The following is a 19034-nucleotide window of genomic DNA, read 5'->3' as shown; positions in this document are numbered from 1 at the left end:
GCCCACGACTCATCCGTCAGTTCATGTCGACGCACCACGAACAGAGCAACGAGCCACCAACTTTACGGACACGCCCTAGGGGGTGTCTTGTCGATCGGGCGGGGTGAGCGAGCCCGGCGCGATCGACAAGACACTCCCTAGCCCTCCCTCAGGTCCACGATCCGCCTGATCTTGCCCACCGAGCGCTCCAGCGTCTCCGGATCGACCACCTCGACCCCGACCGAGACCCCGATCCCGTCCTTGACCGCCGCCGTGATCGCCCGGGCCGCCTCCGTCCGTTCCTCGCCCGTCGCCCCCGCCCGTGCCTCGGCCCGCACGGTCAGGACGTCGAGCCGTCCCTCCCTGGTCAGCCGGAGCTGGAAGTGCGGGGCCACGGCCGGAGTGCGGAGCACGATCTCCTCGATCTGGGTGGGGAAGAGGTTCACCCCGCGCAGGATGATCATGTCGTCGCTGCGCCCGGTGACCTTCTCCATCCGCCGGAACACCCGCGCGGTCCCCGGCAGCAGACGGGTCAGGTCACGGGTCCGGTAGCGGATCACCGGCATGGCCTCCTTGGTGAGCGAGGTGAAGACCAGCTCCCCCTCCTCCCCGTCCGGCAGCACCTCGCCCGTGAACGGGTCCACGACCTCCGGGTAGAAGTGGTCCTCCCAGATGTGCAGCCCGTCCTTGGTCTCCACGCACTCCTGCGCCACTCCGGGCCCGATCACCTCCGACAGGCCGTATATGTCGACCGCGTCGATCGCGAACGCCTCCTCGATCTCCTTCCGCATCGCCTCCGTCCACGGCTCGGCGCCGAAGACGCCCACCTTCAGGGAGGTCGAGCGCGGGTCCACCCCCTGCCGCTCGAACTCGTCGAGCAGCGTGAGCATGTAGGAGGGGGTCACCATGATGATCTCGGGCCGGAAGTCCTGGATGAGCCGCACCTGCCGGGCCGTCATGCCCCCCGAGGCCGGGATCACGGTGCACCCGAGCCGCTCCGCCCCGTAGTGCGCGCCGAGTCCGCCGGTGAACAGGCCGTATCCGTACGCCACGTGCACCTTGTGTCCGGGGCGGGCCCCGGCGGCGCGCAGGGAGCGGGCCACCACGTCCGCCCACATGTCGAGGTCGCCCTCGGTGTAGCCGACGACCGTGGGCCGGCCGGTGGTCCCGCTGGAGGCGTGGACACGGCGGATCCGGTCCTGTCCGACGGCGAACATGCCGAAGGGGTACTCGTCGCGCAGGTCCGCCTTGGTGGTGAAGGGGAAACGGATCAGGTCCGCGAGCGACCGGCAGTCGTCCGGGGTCACCCCCGCCGCGTCGAAGGAGCGCCGGTAGAAGTCCACGTTCTCGTACGCGTGGCGGAGGGTCGCGCGCAGCCGTTCCAGCTGGAGAGCCGCCAGCTCCTCGCGTCCGAGCCGTTCGCCGCTGTCCAGCGGTTCCGTCATCGCGCCCACTCCTCCACGGTCGTAAAGCGGACTACCGATCATTCGGTAGATCCGCTCCGGGTCAGTAAAACCGGAAGCACCCGGGGGTTGGCAAGGGGGCGGAAGGAGATTCCCCGCAGCTCCTGACGGCCGGCCGAGGGCCTCACGTCACACCTTGGGGTGTCTTTCCCGCCGGGGAGCCGGTGAGCGCCTCCCCGGCGGGAAGGAGTGGAACAGCCGAGGTCCGCCCGGCCTCGGTCCCGTCGCCCCGGTTCCGGCCGGCGGCCCGCCCGCGTGCCCGGACGAAAGTGACCGTCATGCCCCACCCGCCCCGCTCCGCCCTCGCCGCCTCCGAGAGGACGGCGCCGTGACCACCACCACCGCCACCGGCGCCGACATCCCCCAGGTCCACTTCTGGGCCGTGCCCGACCTCACCGGACTCGACTTCGACCCGCTGCTCGCGAAGCTGCTCCACGAGGACCCCGTCACCCGGGTCCGGCTGCCGCACGGCGAGGGACACGCCTGGCTCGTCACCCGCTACGAGGACGTCAAGTTCGTCTCCGTGGACCCGCGCTTCAGCCGCCAGGCCGTCTGGGGCCGCTCCATCACCCGCGTCGCACCCCACTTCATCCCGATGGAAGGCGCCGTCGGCTTCGCCGACCCGCCGGACCACACCCGGATGCGCCGCGTCGTCGCCCGCGCCTTCAGCGCCCGCGCCCTGCGCGCCCTGCGCGACCACGCCCAGGACGTCATGGACCGGCTCCTGGACCGGGTCGAGGAGCAGGGCGCGCCCGCCGACCTCATGGAACTCGTCAACCGGCCGTTCCCCCTCGCCATGGTCAGCGAACTCATGGGAGTGCCCGAGGGGGACCAGCCGCTGATGGCCCGCTGGTCCGACACCATCATCTCCGCCGCGGCCGGCCGGGAGGCCAGTGAGCAGGCCAAGGCCGACATGGGCCGCTACTTCACCGAACTCGTCGGCCGCAACCACGGCACCGGCAAGGAGACCCTCGCCGCCGTCCTCGCCGATGCCGTCGACGACGAGACCCTCACCGAGCACGAGGCCGTCGGACTCGCCGTCCTCATCCAGATCGGCGGCGCCCACGCCGTCCGCAACAACAGCGCCAACATGGTGTACGCGCTGCTCACCCACCCCGAGCACCTCGCCCGGCTGCGCGCCGAACCCGCCCTGGTGCCGCAGGCCGTCGACGAGCTCCTCCGCTACATCCCGCACCGCAACGCCGTCGGCCTCTCCCGGATCGCCCTGGAGGATGTGGAGGTCGGTGGGGTCACCATCCCGGCCGGCGACCCGGTCTACGTCTCCTACCTGACCGCCAACCGCGACCCCGCCGTCTTCCCCGACCCGGAGAAGCTCGACTTCGACCGCGGCTACAACCCGCATGTCGCCTTTGGCCACGGACCCCACTACTGCCCCGGCTCCGCCCTGGCCCGCATCGAGTCGGAGATCCTCGTCGCCTCCCTGTGGACCCGCTTCCCGGACCTCCGGCTCGCGGTCCCGGAGGACGAGCTCCGCTGGCAGCGCGGGGCTCTCATCCGCGGCCCCGAGACCCTCCCGGTCACCTGGTGAGAGGAACCCGCACACCATGACAGCCACGGCGATCGGACCGGGCGGCGGCCTCATCGTGCCGCCCGGCCACGGGAAGACCCTCACCACCGCGGCCCAGCACGTCACCTTCAAGGTGACCGGCGAACACTCCCGCACCGCCTCCACGTTCGAGGTCGTCGTACCGCCCGGCTTCGACGTCGGCGCCCACGCCCACGGGCACAGCGAGGAACTCTTCTACGTCCTGGAGGGCGAACTCGACGTCCTCGCCTTCGAACCGCTCGTCCGCACCAGGGACAGCTGGCGGGAGTGGGAGTCCTCCACCGGGCAGCGCGCCGTCCGAGCGACCCCCGGCACCCTGATCCTGGTGCCGCCCGGCTGCCCGCACGCCTTCGCCAACCCCACCGGGGAACCGGTGCGCATGCTCTTCCAGGCCTCGCCGCCGCCCGACCACGAGCGGTACTTCGAGGAACTCATGGAGATCCTCGGCTCCGGCGGCGAGGTCGACCACCAGGCCGTCGAACGGCTCAGGATCCGCTACGACATCGACCAGATCACGCCGCTGCGGCATGATGCCGGAAGACCCGTCACGGCCCGGTAATCCCGTTGCCCGGCCCCGCGCCAGGTGCTGGAGTGACTCCCATGGAACCCCAGCACCTGCGCGACCTGTACGACCGCCAGCTCCGCCGCGAGGCCCGCCCCGACGGGCCCGGCTGCCGGATCGAACGCGTCGGCGACGTCGTCCGGCAGACCGGCCCCGCCCACGCCTGGAACGGCGTTCTCTGGTCCGGTCTCGACGCGTCCGCCTGCGACGAGGCCATCGCCGGACAGATCGACCACTACCGCGCCGAGGGCCTGTCCTTCGAGTGGAAGCTGTACGCCCACGACACCCCCGCCGACCTCGGCGACCGGCTTCTCGCCGCCGGCTTCGCCGCCGAGGACCCCGAGACCCTGATGGCCGCCGAAGCCGCCTCGCTGACCCTCGACGTACCGCTCCCCGAGGGCGTCGAACTCCGCGCCGTCACCGACGAGACCGGCGTACACCAGGTGGTCGAGGTCCACGAACGCGCCTTCGGCACCGACAGCGCCCACATCGGCCGCCAGCTCCTCGACCGCCTCGCGGCCGACCCCGACACGGTCACCGCCGTCGTCGCCCTCGCCGCCGGCGAACCCGTCAGCGCCGCCCGCCTCGAACTCTGCCCCGGCACCGACTTCGCCGGCCTCTGGGGCGGCGGTACCGTCGAGAGCTGGCGGGGCCGCGGCCTCTACCGCGCCCTCGTCGCCCACCGCACCCGCATCGCGGCCGAACGCGGCCACCGATACGTCCAGGTCGACGCGGCCGACACCAGCCGCCCGATCCTCCAGCGCCTCGGCTTCCTCACCCTCTCCACCACCACGCCGTACGCGTACACCACGCGGCCCCCGCGACGGTAGGGTGCCCTCCGGCACCAACAGAGGTCAGCGTGGGGAGACATGCGTACATGAGTGGTCAGCAGCCGGGTCGAAGCGGCGAGATCTTCCAACCGCTGGCGGCGGACGACCCCACCACGGTCGCCGGCTACCGGCTCGCCGCCAAGCTGGGAGCAGGCGGCATGGGCAAGGTGTACCTCTCGTACACGCCCGGCGGCCGGCCCGTGGCGATCAAGCTGATCCGCCCCGAGTTCGGCGAGGACGCGGAGTTCCGCCGCCGCTTCGCCCAGGAGGTGCGCTCCGCGCAGCGCGTGCAGGGACTCTTCACCGCGCCCGTGATCGACGCCGACCCCGAGGGCGCCCAGCCCTGGCTCGCCACCGCCTACGTCCCGGGCCCCTCGCTCGCCGACGCGGTCGTCGCCCACGGAGCGCTGCCCGTGGAGACGGTGCTGCTGCTCATCGCCGGCATGGCCGAGGCCCTGCACGTCATCCACGGCGCCGGGATCGTCCACCGCGACCTCAAGCCGTCCAACGTGCTGCTCGCGTCCGACGGTCCCCGCGTCATCGACTTCGGCATCGCCCACGCCGCCGACGCGACCTCGCTCACCGGCAGCGGCGTCACCATCGGCACCCCGTCGTTCATGGCGCCCGAGCAGGCCGCGGGACGCAAGGTCACCCCGGCGACCGACATCTTCGCGCTCGGGCAGGTCGCGGCCTACGCGGCGACGGGGGCGCCGGCGTTCGGCGAGGGCACCTCGCACGGCGTGCTGTACCGCATCGTGCACGAGGAGCCGGACCTCAGCGCCGTGCCGGAGCGGCTGAGCGAGCTCGTCACCCGCTGCCTCGCGAAGGACCCCGAGGCCAGGCCGACGCTCGCCGAGGTCATCCGGCTCTGCCAGGAGGCGAACGCGGCGACGGTGCTCCGACGGCCCGAGGACTGGCTGCCGGGCCCCGTCTCCGCCGAGATCACGGCGCGGGCGGCGGCTCCCGCCCCCGCTCAGACACCGCCGCCCCCGACGACCGCCCCCGCGGCCGGCTACCCGCCCACCGCCCCGTCGGGTCCGCCCGCTCCGGCGGTCGGTCACGCGCCCACCGCCCCCGGCGTGGCCTACGCGCCCACCGCGCCGGCCACCCCGGCCCCGCCGGCAGCGCCGCCCGGCGCGTACGGACCTCCCGCCGGCCAGCAGCCGCCCCCGCAGCCCGGACCGTACGGCACGCCCCGGCCGCACACGGCGCCGGTCCACGCGGCGCCCGCCCATGCCTACGCGCCGACGCAGGGGCCCGTCCCCACGCCGTACCAGCACCTCGGCGTCCCGGGCGGGCAACCGTCCGCTCCCGCGCGGAACCGGGGTGGCCGAGGGCTCCTCGTCGCGCTCGCCGCCGTGCTCGCCTTCGGCCTCGTGGGCGGTGTGACGGCCTACGCGCTGCTGAAGGAGAAGGGACAGGAGACCCCGACGAACGGCAACAAGCCGAACGGCGGAGGGGCGACGACGACGCCCGGCACCACCGGCGGCACCACCGGCGGCACCGCCGCGGGTACGAAGCCCCCGGCCGGCGCCGACCCGAAGCCCGCCGACTACAAAGGCATCAACCTCACCGCCGGCTATCACCTGACCCTCGGGGACGAGAACGTCCGCCCGCAGAGTGGTGAGGACGGCGGTTACGAACTCTCCTACGACACCGGCGGATACCTCGACGCCGAGAGCAGCGGCGGCAGCCTGGTGCTCCTCGACCCGGGGCAGCAGGGCTCCCTCGCCGTGTGCCGGGCGGAGACCCGCTTCACCCAGGAGGTGTACGTGAACAAGCTGACCACCGGCCGTCAGGTCTGCGTCACGACCGGCAGCGGCCACCTGGGTCTCGTCACCGTCAAGGGCATCTCCCCGGAGGACTCGCCCAGCACGTATCTGACGCTCGACGTGACGGTCTGGCGGAACGCGGCGACCACCTCGTAGCGGAGCCGGTCAGGACGTCCAGTGCGCGGGGCGCTCGAAACCCTCCGGGAGGCGGGTGGCGGCGTCCCCGCGCGCCGCGTTCAGCTGGGGCTGCGTCAGGAACAGGGCGCCCGTCAGGTCCGCCCCCGAGAGATCGGCGTCCCGCAGGTCGGCGCCGATCAGATCCGCGAGCGACAGATCCGCTCCCGTCAGATCGGCGGCGATCAGCAGCGCCCCCCGCAGGTCGGTGCCGCGCAGCTTCGCGCCGCGCAGCCGCTTCCCGACCAGGTCCGCCCCGCGCCTGCTCCTGGGCTTCCCGCCGGCCGTCGCGCGGACCAGCTCGCTCGTCCGCAGCAGCAGCCGGTTCACGTCGGCGCGGACGTCGGGCACCCGCAGCTCCTCCAGTGTGTCCGCCGAACCCCGGGTGAGCTCCTCGACACGGTCGATCGCCCCCCGCAGCTCGGCGTGGACCGGCAGGGCCGCCGGCCGGTCCAGCGCCTCGGTGAGGTAGCGCAGCAGCTCGTGGAGCTGGCGCATCACATAGAACACGTCGTACATGCGGCTCGCGGTCTCCGGCGCCTCGCGCCAGGACACCCCGCCGAAGGTCACCTGGGAGACCTGCTGACCCGCGCCGAAGCAGTCGTACACCGTGCATCCCTGGAAACCGCTCGGCCGCAGCCGGGTGTGGATGCCGCAGCGGAAGTCCTCCTGGAGGTTCCCGCAGGGCTCACCGGGCGCCTTGTTCGCGGCGAAGTCGGCCGACTTCGCGAAGGGCAGTGCCACACAGCACAGGCCGAAGCAGTTCGAACAGTCGCCGCGCAGTGCGGATTCCCCGGTCTCGGGCACGATGAAGTGGTTCCTTCGCAGATCGGGGACGTTCCGTCCACCGTATCGCGCTCTAGGTGAAACCGATTGCGAAGATCGTCCGCCGCCGGTGAGGATCGTCGGCATGCCGAAGTTCACGACGTACGACGGGACCGAGCTCTCCTACCGGATCCACGGGGAGGGAGAGCCGCTGCTGTGCCTCGCGGGCGGACCGATGCGCGACGCCGGCTACCTCGGCGACCTCGGCGGACTCGCCGCCCACCGCGCCCTGGTCCTGCTCGATGCCCGCGGCACCGGAGCGAGTGCCCAGCCCGCCGACCCCGCCACGTACCGCTGCGACCGGCAGGTCGGCGACGTGGAGGCGCTCCGCGCCCACCTCGGCCTCGACCGGATCGACCTCCTCGGCCACTCGGCCGCCGGGAACCTCGCCATCCTGTACGCGGCCGCGTACCCCGAGCGGATCCGCTCCCTCGTCCTCGTCACCTCCGCGAGCCGCGCGCTCGGCGTCGACACCACCGACGAGGAGTGGGACGAGGCCGTCGAGATCTTCGCCGACCGGCCCTGGTACCCGGAGGCCCGCGCCGCGCTCGCCACGATCGGGCCGGCCACCCCGCTCCCGCGTGTCCTGGAGATCGTCGCTCCCTTCGCCTACGGCCGATGGGACGAGGCCGCTCAGGAGCACGCCGCGGCAGCGGCGGGCCAGATGCGCGAGGAGGCCGTCCACGCCTATCACGGAGAGGGCGCCTACGACCCGGAGACGACCCGCCGCGCGCTCGCCGCGCTCACCGCGCCGGTCCTGATCCTGGCGGGGGAGTACGACGCGGGCCCCACCCCCGCCAAGGCGGCCGAGGCGGCCGCCTGCTTCCCCTCCGCCGAACTGGTCGTCCTTCCCGGCGCCGGGCACTTCCCGTGGGTGGACGATGCGGACGCCTTCCTCCGCCCGGTCGCCGCGTTCCTCGACCCCGAGGTCCGCACGGTCACGGTGGACGGCGTCCGACTGGCGTACCGGGTACGAGGCTCCCAGGACGCCCCGCCCGTCGTCCTCGTCCACGGGCGCGGCGAGAACAGCGCCACCTGGACACGGGTCGCGGCGGAGCTCGCCGCGGACCACCGGGTGTACGCCGTCGACCTCCGCGGCCACGGGCTCAGCGACCGCCCCGGGCGTTACGGCTTCGACGTCTTCCGCGACGAACTCGGCGGCCTCCTCAAGGCCCTCGGACTCACCGGCGCCACGGTCGTCGCCCACTCGATGGGCGCCGGGGCCGCCTGCCTCCTCGCCCAGCGGGAGCCGGGACTGATCGGCCGGCTCGTCCTTGAGGAGCCCCCGGGGTTCTCCCCGCTCGACCCGCCTCGCCCGCCGGCCGAACGCCCCGAGGGCCCCCTCGACTTCGACTGGGAGATCGTCCCGGCCACCGACGCCCAGCTGAACGCCCCCGACCCCGCCTGGCGCGCGGAGCTGCCCGCGATCACGGCCCCCACCCTCGTCCTCGCGGGCGGCCCGTCCAGCCATCTGCCCCAGGACCACCTGGCCCGGCTGGCCGCGCGCATCCCCGGCGCCCGCCTCGCGACGATCGACGCGGGGCATCTCGTCCACACGGACCGGCCCGAGGAATTCCTGGCGGCACTCAGGGACTTCGGGCTGTAGGTCCGGTCGTCACTCTCCCGCCTGCGGGCGACGACGGGAGGGTGACGACAGGTCCTGGGAACGGTCCGGTCGTGATCCGCCGGGCGGGCCCTGGACGGAGGACTTCCCGGAGTCCGCCGTGTCCGCGTCCACCGCCACCGAGCGGGCCCAGCGGTAGTCCGCCTTGCCGCTGGGGGAGCGCTGGATCCGGTCCGTCAGCACCAGCTGGCGGGGCACCTTGTACCCGGCGAGGCGGGGGCGGCAGTGGCTCTGCAGGGCCTCCAGGTCCAGCGGCGGGGCGTCGGGGCGGAGCTGGACGACCGCGGCGACGTGACTGCCCCAGCGGGCGTCGGGCACTCCGGCGACGAGCGCGTCGTACACGTCGGGGTGGGACTTCAGGGCCTGCTCCACCTCCTCCGGGTAGACCTTCTCGCCGCCCGTGTTGATGCACTGGGAACCACGCCCCAGGACGGTGACCACCCCGGTCCCGTCGACGGTCGCCATGTCCCCGAGGAGCACCCACCGCACCCCGTCCCGCTCGAAGAAGGTCTCGGCGGTCTTGGCCGGGTCGTTGTAGTAGCCGAGCGGCACGTGGCCACGCTGGGCGAGCCGGCCGGTCTCACCGGGCGCGACCGGGGCACGGGTCGCCGGGTCGACCACCTGGGTGCGTTCGTTGACGTGGAGCCGGAAGCCCCTGGCGGGACCGGAGTCGTCGGTGGCGCGGCCGTTGGACCCCGATTCGGTGGAGCCGAAGTTGTTGAGGAGCAGGACGTTCGGCATCAGCTCCTGGAGCTGGGCCCGCACGGTGTCGGACATGATCGCCCCGGACGAGGACAGGCTGAACAGGGCCGAGAGGTCCGTGCCCTTCAGCGGCCCGCGCAGCGCGTCCACAAGGGGTCGCAGCATCGCGTCCCCGACCAGGGAGATGCTGGAGACCTTCTCCTTCTCCAGGGTGCGCAGGACTTCCTCCGGGACGTACTTGCGGTGCAGGACGACCCGCTGCCCGTAGTGGAAGGCGATGAACGCGGTCAGCGTCGACGTGCCGTGCATGAGGGGCGGCGCGGGGAAGAAGGTGAGGCCGGCGCCGCCGGCCGCGACCCGCTCGGCCAGCTCCTCGGGGCGCTTCACGGGCTCGCCCGAGGGGTCGCCGCCGAAGAGCCCCGCGAAGAACAGGTCCTCCTGGCGCCACAGGACGCCCTTGGGCATCCCGGTCGTGCCGCCGGTGTAGATGATGAAGAGGTCGTCGGCCGAGCGGGCCCCGAAGCCCCGCTCCGGGGAGCCGCCGGCCTCCGCCTCGGTGTACGGCACGCAGGCGAGTGCGGCCGCGCCCTCGGGAGGGGTCCCCACCCGCACGAGGTGGCGCAGCTTCTCCGTCTGCGGCAGCGCCGCCGCGACCCGGTCGGTGAACTCGGCGTCGAAGACGAGCGCGGCGAGGTCGGCGTCCCGGTACAGGTAGACGAGCTCCTCCTCCACGTACCGGTAGTTCACGTTGACCGGCACGATCCGTGCCTTGAGGCAGGCGAGGACGGTCTGCAGGTACTCGACGCCGTTGTAGAGGTGGAGGCCGAGGTGTTCACCGGGCCGGATGCCCGCGTCGGTGAGGTGGTGGGCGATCCGGTTGGCCGCCGCGTCCAGACCGGCGTAGGTCAGCCGCCGTTCCGCGCCCGTGCCCGGATGGTCGACGTACACCAGCGCCTCGCGGTCGGGAACCACGTCGACGACCGATTCGAACAGGTCGGCAAGGTTGTACTCCACCGTTCCTCCTGACCCCGGTACGTACGGACTCGGGCGGTCATTAGAGCGCCGTACGCCGACAGGGGGAAGAGGTCGCACGGAAGAATCTGACTATGTGTCAGAAAACTATTGAACTGAGCCCCGGGCTACTGCAACCTGTTCCAGAACTGGAGACGGGAGACCCCATGGGTGGCACCGAACACCTCGGCGTGCGGCGCGAAGGCGCCACGCTCGTACTCACCTTGAACCGGCCCGAGGCCAAGAACGCCCTCTCGCTGCCGATGCTCGTCGGCCTCTACGACGGCTGGCTGGAGGCCGACGCCGACGACGCGGTCCGCTCCGTCGTCCTCACCGGCGCGGGCGGCGCCTTCTGTGCCGGCATGGACCTCAAGGCCCTGGCCGGCAAGGGAATGGAGGGCGAGCGGTACCGGGACCGCCTGAAGGCCGACCCCGACCTGCACTGGAAGGCGATGCTGCGCCACCACCGGCCCCGCAAACCCGTCATCGCCGCCGTCGAGGGGTACTGCGTCGCCGGAGGCACCGAGATCCTCCAGGGAACCGACATCCGGGTCGCGGCCGCCTCCGCCACCTTCGGCCTCTTCGAGGTCCGGCGCGGCCTCTTCCCCATCGGCGGCTCCACCGTCCGGCTGCCCCGCCAGATCCCCCGCACCCACGCCCTCGAGATGCTCCTCACCGGCCGCCCGTACACCGCCGAGGAAGCCGCCCGCATCGGCCTCGTCGGCCGGGTCGTCCCCGACGGCACCGCGCTCGACACCGCCCTCGACATCGCCGAACGGATCAACGCCTGCGGCCCGCTGGCCGTCGAGGCGGTGAAGGCCTCCGTCTACGAGACGGCCGAGATGACCGAGACGGAAGGGCTGGCCGCCGAGCTGAAACGGGGGTGGCCGATCTTCGACACGGCGGACGCCAAGGAAGGGGCGAGGGCGTTCGCGGAGAAACGGGCGGCGGTGTTCCGGCGGGAGTGAACCTTTCCCCACCCCGCCCCTTCCCGAACCGGGGCTCCGCCCCAGACCCCGCGCCTCAAACGCCGACGGGGCTGGATTTTCCGCCCGCCGGCGGAAAATCCAGCCCGCCCGGCGTTTGAGGGCACGGCCGAAGGCCGTACGGGGCCTGGGGGCTTGCCCCCAGTTCGGGGAGGGGCGGGGTGGGGAAGTGGCCCCGCCCAGCGCCCCCCGGATTCCCCCCCGAATCCCCCCGGACCCCCGGCCAAGAGGAGCCCCGCCCATGACCGTCACCCCACCTCCCGAGACCCTCCGCGCCCCCCTCACCCTCGAATTCCCTTTCACCCGCTCCCTCAGCCCCGTCCAGTCCGCCTTCCTCACCGGACTCCGCGAGCGCACCGTCCTCGGCGTCCGCACGGAAGCCGGCGACGTCCTCGTCCCGCCCGTCGAGTACGACCCCGCCACCGCCGCCGAGCTCCGCGACCTCGTCGAGGTCGGCGTCACCGGCACCGTCACCACCTGGGCCTGGAACCCCGAGCCCCGCCCCGGCCAGCCCCTCGCGACCCCCTTCGCCTGGGTCCTCGTCCGCCTCGACGGCGCCGACACCGCCCTCCTGCACGCCCTCGACGCGCCGGGACCCGAAGCCGTCCGTACGGGACTCAGAGTCCGCGTCCGCTGGGCCGCCGAACGCTCCGGCACCATCACGGACATCGCCTGCTTCGAGCCGTACGACAGCGCCCCTGGTGCCGAACCCTCCTCGCACACGGGCGAGTTCGAAGACCCCGTCACCGGCATCGTCGCCCCCGCCCGCCTCGACTACACCTACAGCCCCGGCCGTGCCCAGACCCGCTATCTGCACGCGCTCGCCGAGCGCCGCACCGTCGGTGAACGCTGCCCGTCCTGCGCCAAGGTCTACGTGCCGCCCCGCGGCGCCTGCCCCACCTGCGGCGTCGCGACCACCGACCAGGTCGAGGTCGGCCCCGGCGGCACCGTCACCACCTTCTGCATCGTCAACATCAAGGCGAAGTACGCCGACATCGACGTCCCCTACGTCTACGCCCACATCGCCCTCGACGGCGCCGGCCTCGCCCTCCACGGCCGCATCGCCGGCATCCCCTACGACCAGGTCCGCATGGGTCTGCGCGTCGAACCCGTCTGGAGCGACGACGGCCGCTACCCCGACCACTACCGGCCCACCGGCGAGCCCGACGCCGACTACGACACCTACAAGGAGCTGCTGTGACGCCGCACCGGCCCGGCCGTGAGGTGGCGATCGTCGCCTTCGCCCAGAGCGACCACCGCCGCCGCACCGACGACCTCTCCGAGGTCGAGATGGTCATGCCCGTCCTCCACGAGGTGCTCAGCCGCACCGGGCTCACGACCTCCGACATCGGCTTCACCTGCTCCGGCTCCTCCGACTACCTCGCCGGCCGCGCCTTCTCCTTCACGATGGCCCTCGACGGCGTCGGCGCCTGGCCGCCGATCTCCGAGTCGCACGTCGAGACCGACGGCGCCTGGGCGCTGTACGAGGCCTGGGTGAAGCTCCTCACCGGCGAGGCCGACACCGCCCTCGTCTACTCCTACGGAAAGTCCTCGCCCGGCTCCGTCCGCGACGTCCTCACCCGCCAGCTCGACCCCTACTACCTCGCCCCGCTCTGGCCCGACTCCGTCGCCCTCGCCGCCCTCCAGGCCCAGGCGCTCGTCGACGCCGGCGACACCGACGAACCCGCCCTCGCCGCCATCGCCGGCCGGAGCCGCGCCGACGCGGCGGCGAACCCGCACGCCCAGCTGCCCGGCGCCCGTCCGCAGGGCGAGTACGTCGTGCGGCCGCTCCGCACCGGCGACTGCCCGCCCATCGGCGACGGCGCCGCCGCCGTGATACTCGCCGCCGGGTACACGGCCCGCACCCTCTGCGACCGGCCCGCCTGGATCCGCGGCATGGACCACCGCATCGAGGCCCACGCGCTGGGCGTCCGCGACCTCACCGACTCGCCCTCCACCCGCCTCGCCGCCGAACGCGCCGGAGCCTTCGAGCGGCCCGTCGACACCGCCGAACTCCACGCGCCCTTCACCTCCCAGGAAGTCGTGCTCACCAAGGCCCTCGGCCTCGACGACACCGTCCGGATCAACCCCTCCGGCGGCGCCCTCGCCGCCAACCCCGTCATGGCCGCCGGCCTCATCCGGCTCGGCGAGGCCGCCGCCCGCATCCACCGCGGCGCGTCCGACCGCGCCCTCGCCCACGCGACCTCGGGCCCCTGCCTCCAGCAGAACCTGGTCGCCGTCCTGGAAGGGGACCGACAGTGAAGGAACCCGTCGCCGTCGTCGGCATCGGCCAGACCAAGCACGTCGCCGCCCGCGGGGACGTGTCGATCGCCGGACTCGTCCGCGAGGCCGCCGCCCGCGCCCTCGCGGACGCGGAGCTGACCTGGGCGGACATCGACGCCGTCGTCATCGGCAAGGCCCCCGACTTCTTCGAGGGCGTGATGATGCCGGAGCTGTACCTCGCCGACGCGCTCGGAGCGGTCGGCAAACCCATGCTCCGGGTGCACACCGCCGGTTCCGTCGGCGGCTCCACCGCACTCGTCGCCGCCAACCTGGTCGCCGCGCGCGTCCACCGGACCGTCCTCACCCTCGCCTTCGAGAAGCAGTCCGAGTCCAACGCCATGTGGGGCCTGTCGCTGCCCGTCCCCTTCCAGCAGCCGCTGCTCGCCGGCGCGGGAGGCTTCTTCGCCCCGCACGTCAGGGCCTATATGCGCCGCACCGGCGCCCCCGACACGATCGGCTCCCTCGTCGCGTACAAGGACCGGCGCAACGCGCTCCTGAACCCGTACGCCCACCTCCACGAGCACGGACTCACCCTGGAGAAGGTGCAGGCCTCCCCGATGCTCTGGGACCCCATCCGCTACTCCGAGACCTGCCCCTCGTCGGACGGCGCCTGCGCCATGGTCCTCACCGACCGTACGGGCGCGGCCCGTTCACCCCGGCCGCCCGCCTGGGTCCACGGCGGAGCGATGCGCAGCGAACCGACGCTCTTCGCGGGCAAGGACTTCGTCTCGCCCCGGGCCGGACGGGACTGCGCCGCCGACGTCTACCGGCAGGCCGGCATCACCGACCCCCGGCGGGAGATCGACGCCGTCGAGATGTACGTGCCCTTCTCCTGGTACGAGCCGATGTGGCTGGAGAACCTGGGCTTCGCCGAGGAGGGCGAGGGCTGGAAGCTCACCGAGGCCGGCGTCACCGAACTCGACGGCGACCTGCCCGTGAACCCCTCCGGCGGAGTGCTCTCCACCAATCCCATCGGAGCCTCCGGGATGATCCGCTTCGCCGAGGCCGCCCTCCAGGTACGCGGGGAGGCGGGCGAGCACCAGGTCGACGGCGCGCGCCGGGCCCTCGGGCACGCCTACGGCGGCGGCGCGCAGTTCTTCTCCATGTGGCTCGTGGCGGACACCCCGCCCGCCGGCTGAGCCTGGGCTTGACCCGAAAGACAGGCCCTACGCTGGGCCCATGAACGCGGAACGTGATCTGACCCGGCTCCTCGCCGGGATGCGGCCGGAACTCGCCGACGGCCGCTATGTCTTCACCACGGTGACCGGCCCCGCCCCGGCCGGCGTCGCCCCGGTCGTCACCGTCACGGAGCCCGAGGGACTGACCCTCGTCGTACGCCAGGAGGAGGCGGACGCGGCCGCCCTCGGCTACGACTACGTGGCGGGCTGGATCACGCTCCGGGTCCACTCGGCGCTGGACGCCGTGGGGCTCACGGCCGCCGTCGCGAGCGAGCTCGCCGCGGCGGGCATGAGCTGCAACGTGGTGGCCGGATACCACCATGACCACCTCTTCGTCGAACACGCCCGCGCCGAGGAGGCGTTGGCCGTGCTGGTCCGGCTCGCCGAGCGCGCGGAACGGTCCCCGGCGCCGCCGCCCGGCGCGGGCAGCCCCATGTGAGCGATCGGGCGCGCCGGGTGACCGCTGCCGAGAGGGCGACGGAAAGGGCAGCATGCTCACCGTCCGTGAGGGATGTCGCCCATCCCTCACGGACGGTGAGCGGCCGAAGGTCCCCGGCCCCGTCCCCGCCCCGCCCGTCGTCGAGCGGTCCCGGCGGGTCCGGGAGAGCCTGACGAGGCCTCCCCGAAGCCGCCGGAGGGGCCTCGACGCCCGGAGCCGCCCGGCGCGTCGCATCGCGCGCCCGGGCACGTACCATGGCCGTATGTCCTTCCTCCGCCGCCGCAGCGCCGCCACACCCGCGGGCCCGGACTTCGATGTCCTGGCCATGGACCCGGGGGACTGGCCCGGCAACCTCGGCGCCGGTCTGCTGCCCGCCCCCGACGGCTCCTGCCAGGGCGTCTTCCTCCGGTACGACCTGTTCGGCGGCCGGGGACCCGCGATGATCATCGGCAACCTCCCGGAGGGCTCTCCGGCGCGCGAGCTCGCGGAGGGCCAGATCCCCTTCGAGGTGGCCCAGCTCCTCGCCGCCCTGGAGAACGACGAGCCGGTCGAGGTCCTCGACGCGGAGGACGTCCCGGTGATGCAGGGCGACAACCTCCTGATCGTTCGCCGCCTCAAGCTCTCCGAGAGCCGTATCTCCTGCGTGCAGTTCGACCGCAGCGACAACGTCCTCGTGACGATCGCCAGTTGGGACCGGCCGATCACCGACGACCTGTACGCGCTGCTCAAGCCGCTGCCCGCCGAGCTGTTCCAGCAGGGCTGACAGGGGAAGCGGGGGCCGATGAGCGCACGCGTCGACAGCTGGGTCTGGGCGGTCCGCCTCACCAAGACCCGTTCACAGGCCGCGGCGGCCTGCCGGGCCGGGCACGTCAAGGTCAACGGCGAGCGGGCCAAGCCCGCCCAGCCGGTCAAGCCGGGCGACGAGATCCGGATCTTCCACGGCGGCCGTGAGCGGATCGTCGAGGTCAAGGAGCTCCACACCAAGCGGGTGGGGCCGCCGGTCGCGGTCGAGGCGTACGTCGACAACAGCCCGCCCCCGCCGCCGCGCGAGCAGGTGGCCGTCGCCGCCGTCCGCGACCGTGGCGCGGGCCGCCCGACCAAGCGCGACCGCAGGGAACTGGACGAGCTGCGCGGCCGCCGGCCCTGACGCGAGCCGGTAGGAGGAGGCCGCCCCCGGGACACTCCCGGCGGCGGCCTCCCGCGTGTCAGCGCGCGGCGGAGCCGAGCAGCGCGGCCACCCGTGCGGCCGAGGTGCCGAGGCCGGTCGGGCCGCGGCCGATCAGCGCGGTGCCGCTGCCCGCGTGGACGTCCTCGGCTCGGTAACGCCGCACGTTCCGGTGCCAGTGGAGGATGCCCGCCAGCCAGTCCTCCAACTGCCGCAGATACGCCCCGAAGGCCTCACGCCCGGCCGCGTCAAGGCCGAACTCCTCGTACATCAGGGGTACTTCGCGCTGCTTCAGGTGCTCGTACTGGCGCAGCCGGCCCCGCATCAGGTCATGGACCATGGCCACGGCCGTCGGGTAGTCGCAGTCGAAGAACTTCTGGAGCACGAGAACGCCGTTGTGCACCTCGCCCTCGACCTCGATCTCCTTCTGGTACGAGAAGAGGTCGTTGATCAGCGCCCCGTAGTCCATGACCGCGTTCTCCAGGGCGCGCACGGTCCCCGAGCGGTACAGCTCCGGCGGCAGCACCTCGGTCTGCCGCAGCCTGCACATCAGCGTGGTGAGTTCCGAGCCGAAGGTGCTGCGGCGCATCTCGATGTAGTCCACGGGGTCGGGAACCCGGTGCTGCGCCTGGTTGTGCAGCTCCCACATCCAGCTGTCCAGCATCATGTCGAGCGCGAACCGCAGCTGGGCGCGCGCCTCCGGGGCCATGGGGCCCGCGGTCCGCGCCCAGAGGTCGGCGAGCGAGCGTTCCATCGCGTTCCCGGCGAGCGCGGCCCCGGCGGCCGGATCCTCCAGCGGAAGGCAGGTCTTGAACCGGTCGGTCTGTTCCTTCGCGCCGGTGAGGTTGCGGGACCTCCCGAAGACGAACGGGTAGTAGTCGTCCCCGTACGTCCCCCAGGTCAGCCACTCGGCGCTGAGCTCCAGCTCCTCCGGCGTGGCGTCCGGGTCGAGCCCCGCCGAGCAGAGCGCGAGGTCGAAGCCCTCCATCATCGGGCGGTCCCAGATGTCGTCGAGGAGCCCCATCCGCTCGGCCCAGTCCTCGGAGCGCCGCTTCGCCTCCTGATGGTGGGGGCTGAGCGCCAGCGCGTACGGCAGGTCGAACTCCGGCAGCAGCGACGGCCCGACGTGCTGGTGCGGCACGTGGGTGAGAGTCCGCAGCCGGGAGGCGGCCGGGCGCCCGAAGACGGTCCTGATGTCGAACGCCGAAGTGCCGAGCACCCCGTCGAACCGTGAGGGACCCGCGACCATGCCCTCGTTCATGTACCGGCTGGAGCGCATGTGCCACTCGTGACCGCCGGACTGCCAGTCCTGCAGCCCCTTGGCGTACGCCGCCACGGCCGCGCACTCGGCCGGGTCGAGCCTCTGCTCGGCGGCGAGCAGCGGCACCTCGGTCAGGGCCGTGTTCTCGAACTGCTGGAGCCGCGAGGTCAGCAGGTCGTTGACCGCGTCCGCCGCCTGCTGCGTCGTACAGCCGAGGAACCGCTCGAGAACGAGCACGCCGTTGCTGTTCTCGCCCTCGTCCTCCACCTCGCGCTGGTACGAGAAGAGGTCGTTGCGCAGATGGACGGCGTCGGAGAAGGCGTCCCTGAGCACCCGCAGCGGCCGTGAGTACGCCACCCGGGCCGGTACCTCCGCCCCCGCCGCGTACTCGACGAGCCCGGCCGACCAGGGCGCGCCGCCCACCTTGCGGCGCATCTCGATGTACTCGACGGGGTTGGCGACGCGCCCGTCGTTGATGTTGTCGAGCTCCCAGAGGGACTCGTAGAGCAGGTGCTCGGTCGCCTCCGCGAACCGCGTCCGCCAGCCCTCGGACATCGAGGGAACGGTCCGCCGCCACAGGTCGGCGAGTCCCGCCTCGACGGGGTTGGTGGCTTCGGGCATGCCCGTCGCCGGATCCGCCGGCATGAACAGCGGCAGCCGGTCGAGATACGCCTTGCTGCCCGCCCGGTCCTGGGTCCGCTTGAAGACCTCCAGGAAGTGGTCGTCGAAGAAGAACACCCACGTGTACCAGTCCGTGACGAGGTTCAGGGCCTCCTCGTCGCAGTCGGGATGCGTGTACGCGCAGAGCAGCGCGTAGTCATGGGAGTCGAGGTCGTGCTGCTCCCAGACCCCGGAGCCCTCCAGCATCCCCATCTCCCGCGCCCAGTCCCGGGTGTGCGTGCGGGCGGCCTCCACATGAGGATTGAGCCGTGCCGGATACGGAACATAGAAATCCGGCATAACGAAGGGCTGAGGCATGTGCGGAGGGGCCTTCCGGTGAGCATGAGCTGTTTCGGGCCCACCTTTACCCGTCGCCCGTACAGCGCACGCGATCTTCCGAATAGTCCTATGAACGCCGAAGGGGTGGTGGCGGGCCGAGTGTGCGGCACCACCCCCCCGTGTTTAGGCCACACCCCCTCAGACAACGGAAACCCCCAACTCAAAGACCTTAAAAAAGACCACCCCAATGGCCAAATGAAAAGGGTAGTAATCA

General features: G+C 72.6%; 16 protein-coding genes. 12 read left to right on the top strand and 4 right to left on the bottom strand.

Going from position 1 to position 19034, the window contains the following annotated elements; genetic code table 11:
- Positions 1-137 precede the first annotated feature (137 nt).
- Complete coding sequence (gene paaK / locus ACFVYX_RS23025) at positions 138-1424, bottom strand: phenylacetate--CoA ligase PaaK (RefSeq protein ID WP_389683300.1); 1287 nt, start codon at positions 1422-1424, stop codon at positions 138-140.
- Positions 1425-1770: 346 nt separating this feature from the next.
- Here paaK and ACFVYX_RS23020 point away from each other — a divergent pair, with 346 nt between their 5' ends.
- Genes ACFVYX_RS23020 through ACFVYX_RS23005 form a run of 4 tightly spaced genes read left to right on the top strand, consistent with a single transcriptional unit; the run spans position 1771 to position 6329 of the window.
- On the top strand, positions 1771-2991 hold the full coding sequence (locus ACFVYX_RS23020) for a cytochrome P450 (RefSeq protein ID WP_389683299.1): 1221 nt from the start codon (positions 1771-1773) through the stop codon (positions 2989-2991).
- A gap of 16 nt (positions 2992-3007) precedes the next feature.
- Positions 3008-3568: a cupin domain-containing protein gene (locus ACFVYX_RS23015; protein ID WP_389683298.1), complete on the top strand. Its 561-nt coding sequence runs from the start codon at positions 3008-3010 to the stop codon at positions 3566-3568.
- Positions 3569-3609: 41 nt separating this feature from the next.
- Entirely contained in the window at positions 3610-4401 is a 792-nt protein-coding gene (locus ACFVYX_RS23010; protein WP_389683297.1) for a GNAT family N-acetyltransferase, read from the top strand.
- A gap of 47 nt (positions 4402-4448) precedes the next feature.
- Positions 4449-6329, top strand: a complete 1881-nt coding sequence (locus ACFVYX_RS23005; RefSeq protein ID WP_389683296.1) for a serine/threonine-protein kinase — start codon at positions 4449-4451, stop codon at positions 6327-6329.
- A gap of 9 nt (positions 6330-6338) precedes the next feature.
- Here the strand turns inward: ACFVYX_RS23005 and ACFVYX_RS23000 are convergent, their stop codons facing one another.
- A complete protein-coding gene (locus tag ACFVYX_RS23000) occupies positions 6339-7154 on the bottom strand; it encodes a pentapeptide repeat-containing protein (RefSeq protein ID WP_389683295.1) in 816 nt (271 codons plus the stop codon).
- Positions 7155-7257: 103 nt separating this feature from the next.
- Between ACFVYX_RS23000 and ACFVYX_RS22995 the strand changes: the two genes are divergently transcribed.
- Positions 7258-8778 (top strand): alpha/beta fold hydrolase, encoded by a 1521-nt coding sequence (locus ACFVYX_RS22995; protein ID WP_389683294.1) that lies wholly within the window; start codon positions 7258-7260, stop codon positions 8776-8778.
- Positions 8779-8787: 9 nt separating this feature from the next.
- On the opposite strand, the gene ACFVYX_RS22990 is transcribed toward ACFVYX_RS22995, so the two are convergent.
- The gene (locus ACFVYX_RS22990) at positions 8788-10512 is read right to left on the bottom strand and encodes an acyl-CoA synthetase (protein ID WP_389683293.1); all 1725 of its coding nucleotides are present in this window, start codon (positions 10510-10512) and stop codon (positions 8788-8790) included.
- A gap of 164 nt (positions 10513-10676) precedes the next feature.
- Here ACFVYX_RS22990 and ACFVYX_RS22985 point away from each other — a divergent pair, with 164 nt between their 5' ends.
- The 7 genes from ACFVYX_RS22985 (at position 10677) to ACFVYX_RS22955 (ending at position 16542) form a co-directional block, all read left to right on the top strand.
- A complete protein-coding gene (locus ACFVYX_RS22985) occupies positions 10677-11477 on the top strand; it encodes a crotonase/enoyl-CoA hydratase family protein (protein ID WP_389683292.1) in 801 nt (266 codons plus the stop codon).
- 259 nt (positions 11478-11736) lie between these two features.
- Complete coding sequence (locus ACFVYX_RS22980) at positions 11737-12696, top strand: Zn-ribbon domain-containing OB-fold protein (protein ID WP_389683291.1); 960 nt, start codon at positions 11737-11739, stop codon at positions 12694-12696.
- Positions 12693-13757 carry a thiolase domain-containing protein gene (locus ACFVYX_RS22975; RefSeq protein ID WP_389683290.1) on the top strand — a complete coding sequence of 355 codons (1065 nt, stop codon included), beginning with the start codon at positions 12693-12695 and terminating at the stop codon, positions 13755-13757. The genes ACFVYX_RS22980 and ACFVYX_RS22975 overlap by 4 nt, the downstream gene beginning before the upstream one ends.
- Positions 13754-14917, top strand: a complete 1164-nt coding sequence (locus ACFVYX_RS22970; protein WP_389683289.1) for a thiolase domain-containing protein — start codon at positions 13754-13756, stop codon at positions 14915-14917. The genes ACFVYX_RS22975 and ACFVYX_RS22970 overlap by 4 nt, the downstream gene beginning before the upstream one ends.
- Before the next feature lie 40 nt (positions 14918-14957).
- On the top strand, positions 14958-15395 hold the full coding sequence (locus ACFVYX_RS22965) for an ACT domain-containing protein (RefSeq protein WP_389683288.1): 438 nt from the start codon (positions 14958-14960) through the stop codon (positions 15393-15395).
- Between the two features lie 262 nt (positions 15396-15657).
- Positions 15658-16158, top strand: a complete 501-nt coding sequence (locus tag ACFVYX_RS22960; RefSeq protein ID WP_389683287.1) for a hypothetical protein — start codon at positions 15658-15660, stop codon at positions 16156-16158.
- An 18-nt stretch (positions 16159-16176) separates the two neighbouring features.
- A complete protein-coding gene (locus ACFVYX_RS22955) occupies positions 16177-16542 on the top strand; it encodes an RNA-binding S4 domain-containing protein (protein WP_389683286.1) in 366 nt (121 codons plus the stop codon).
- A gap of 58 nt (positions 16543-16600) precedes the next feature.
- Here the strand turns inward: ACFVYX_RS22955 and ACFVYX_RS22950 are convergent, their stop codons facing one another.
- On the bottom strand, positions 16601-18799 hold the full coding sequence (locus ACFVYX_RS22950; RefSeq protein WP_389683285.1) for a germacradienol/geosmin synthase: 2199 nt from the start codon (positions 18797-18799) through the stop codon (positions 16601-16603).
- Positions 18800-19034 lie beyond the last annotated feature (235 nt).

Origin of the sequence: Streptomyces sp. NPDC058326, assembly GCF_042879855.1 — a bacterium.
Classification (GTDB): Bacteria; Actinomycetota; Actinomycetes; order Streptomycetales; family Streptomycetaceae; genus Streptomyces.
Note: the sequence above shows the minus strand (reverse complement) of the source record. Positions and strands in the feature narration are given on the sequence as shown.

What these genes read in the sequence shown, in the direction of transcription:
- paaK (WP_389683300.1), bottom strand. Translation starts at nt 1,424, where the DNA reads ATGACGGAACCGCTGGACAGCGGCGAACGGCTCGGACGCGAGGAGCTG.
- ACFVYX_RS23015 (WP_389683298.1), top strand. Translation starts at nt 3,008, where the DNA reads ATGACAGCCACGGCGATCGGACCGGGCGGCGGCCTCATCGTGCCGCCC.
- ACFVYX_RS23010 (WP_389683297.1), top strand. Translation starts at nt 3,610, where the DNA reads ATGGAACCCCAGCACCTGCGCGACCTGTACGACCGCCAGCTCCGCCGC.
- ACFVYX_RS23005 (WP_389683296.1), top strand. Translation starts at nt 4,449, where the DNA reads ATGAGTGGTCAGCAGCCGGGTCGAAGCGGCGAGATCTTCCAACCGCTG.
- ACFVYX_RS22995 (WP_389683294.1), top strand. Translation starts at nt 7,258, where the DNA reads ATGCCGAAGTTCACGACGTACGACGGGACCGAGCTCTCCTACCGGATC.
- ACFVYX_RS22985 (WP_389683292.1), top strand. Translation starts at nt 10,677, where the DNA reads ATGGGTGGCACCGAACACCTCGGCGTGCGGCGCGAAGGCGCCACGCTC.
- ACFVYX_RS22980 (WP_389683291.1), top strand. Translation starts at nt 11,737, where the DNA reads ATGACCGTCACCCCACCTCCCGAGACCCTCCGCGCCCCCCTCACCCTC.
- ACFVYX_RS22965 (WP_389683288.1), top strand. Translation starts at nt 14,958, where the DNA reads ATGAACGCGGAACGTGATCTGACCCGGCTCCTCGCCGGGATGCGGCCG.
- ACFVYX_RS22960 (WP_389683287.1), top strand. Translation starts at nt 15,658, where the DNA reads ATGTCCTTCCTCCGCCGCCGCAGCGCCGCCACACCCGCGGGCCCGGAC.
- ACFVYX_RS22955 (WP_389683286.1), top strand. Translation starts at nt 16,177, where the DNA reads ATGAGCGCACGCGTCGACAGCTGGGTCTGGGCGGTCCGCCTCACCAAG.
- ACFVYX_RS22950 (WP_389683285.1), bottom strand. Translation starts at nt 18,799, where the DNA reads ATGCCTCAGCCCTTCGTTATGCCGGATTTCTATGTTCCGTATCCGGCA.